Annotated in this window: 2 protein-coding genes; one reads left to right on the top strand and one right to left on the bottom strand. The window is 71.2% G+C overall.

The features are described 5' to 3' along the window. Positions 1-362 (bottom strand): DNA mismatch repair endonuclease MutL (mutL, locus tag AC1D12_RS32960; protein ID WP_477845328.1); only part of this gene is annotated, 362 nt, incomplete at its 3' end. A gap of 44 nt (positions 363-406) precedes the next feature. Between mutL and AC1D12_RS32965 the strand changes: the two genes are divergently transcribed. Next, a partial coding sequence (locus AC1D12_RS32965) for a cation:proton antiporter (protein WP_477845329.1) occupies positions 407-1,550 on the top strand: 1,144 nt, incomplete at its 3' end.

Genomic DNA, 1,550 nt, shown 5'->3' on the forward strand with positions numbered 1-1,550 from the left:
GCGATGGCGAGTTCGGCGACCGACGAAATGGCCGCCAGCGCCTCGCCGCGGAACCCCATCGTCACGACGCCCTCCAGTTCGGCCAGCGACGCGATCTTGCTGGTGGCATGCCGGCGCAGCGCGAGCGGCAGCTCGTCGCTCGGGATGCCCTGCCCGTCGTCCTCGACCAGGATGCTGCGCACGCCGCCGGCCACCAGCTTCACGGTGATCTCGCGGCCGCCGGCGTCGAGCGCGTTGTCGACCAGCTCGCGCACCACCGAGGCCGGCCGCTCGACCACCTCGCCGGCGGCGATCTGGCTGATCAGTTCGTCGGGCAGCTCGCGGATCGGACGGCGTGGGGCGGGCTGCAAAAGGGCATTCATCGGGGAATTGTAGGAGGCTCGCGACGGGTCGTGATAATCCGCCGATGCACGACCTGACCCTCCTGATCACCCTGGCCGGCGGCCTGGCCTTTGCACTGGTCTTCGGGGCGCTGACGCGCCGCATCGGCCTGTCGACACTGGTCGGCTACATGCTCGCGGGCATCGTCGTGGGGCCGTTCACGCCGGGTTTCGTGGCCGATGCGGGCCTCGCCTCGCAGCTCGCCGAGATCGGCGTGATCCTGCTGATGTTCGGTGTCGGCATGCACTTCCACCCGCAGGAGCTGCTGCGGGTGTGGAAGCTCGCGGTGCCGGGCGCGATCGGGCAGAGCCTGGTGGCCGGCGTGGCCGGCTGGGCGCTGGCGCGCGGCTTCGGCTGGTCGCATGCGGCCGGCGCGATCTTCGGCATGGCGCTGGCGGTGGCCAGCACGGTGGTGCTGATGCGCATGCTGGTCGAGCAGAACCGGCTCGCGAGCCGCGACGGCCATGTCGCGGTCGGCTGGCTGATCGTCGAGGACCTGTTCACCGTCGGCGCGCTGGTGGTGCTGCCGCTGCTCGCGCCGCCGGCCGCAGGCGCCAGCGGTGCGACGCAATCGCTGGGCATGGCGCTGCTGATGGCGCTCGGCAAGGTCGTCGTGTTCGCGCTGCTGGTCGGCGTGGTCGGCACGCGCGTGGTCGGCCGGGTGCTCGAGAAGGTGGCCCGCACGCAGTCGTCGGAGCTTTTCACGCTGACGGTGTTCGTCGTCGCGCTGGGTGTCGCGGTGCTGGCGGCCGAGGTGTTCCACGTGTCGGTCGCGCTGGGCGCGTTCTTCGCCGGGCTGGTGGTCGGGCAGTCGCGCTTCGGCCCGCAGGCGGCGGCCGACATGGCGCCGTTCCGCGACGTGTTCTCGGCGCTGTTCTTCGTCTCGGTGGGGATGCTGTTCAACCCGGGCTTCATCGTGCAGCAGCCATGGATGGTGCTGGGCGTGCTCGCGATCGTGCTGGTGCTGAAGCCGCTGATCGCGGTGGCGATCGTCGGCGTGCTGCGCGAGCCCTCGCGCACCAGCGCGACGGTGGCGGTGGGCCTGGCACAGATCGGCGAGTTCTCGTTCATCCTCGCGAGCCTGGGGCTGTCGATCGGCGTGCTGCCGCGCGAGGCGATGGATGCGCTGGTGGTCGGCGCGATCGTCTCGATCGCGGTCAACCCGCTGC

The sequence above is a fragment of the Rhizobacter sp. P1_G5 genome, from assembly GCF_056405435.1.